The 234-nt window shown below is 70.1% G+C and carries 1 pseudogene; it reads left to right on the forward strand.

Annotation, left to right across the window (positions count from 1 at the left end):
- Window positions 1–234: pseudogene (locus ACQG3P_RS24120) on the forward strand (hypothetical protein); the annotation flags it as partial.

Consider the following 234-nt stretch of genomic DNA (forward strand, 5'->3'; position numbering starts at 1 on the left):
CGCGCAGTGGCTGGGCGACGGTGCCTGGGCGCATGCGCAGCGGGCCAAGCGCGGCCTGCCAGAAACCCTGCTGCCGGTACTCGGGGCGTGGCTGCTTGGCTTCGGCATTGTGGTGCTGCTGCTGGCCGCCGGGCTTCGCCAGCGGCGTGCCGGCATGCTTGCTGTGTGGACTGCGGTGCTGTTGGGGAACCTGCACGGCTGGGGCCTGATGCCTGCATTGGGTCCGTACAGTTC

Origin of the sequence: Stenotrophomonas sp. SrG (assembly GCF_050031795.1) — a bacterium.
In the GTDB taxonomy this organism is placed as follows: Bacteria; Pseudomonadota; Gammaproteobacteria; order Xanthomonadales; family Xanthomonadaceae; genus Stenotrophomonas; species Stenotrophomonas rhizophila_A.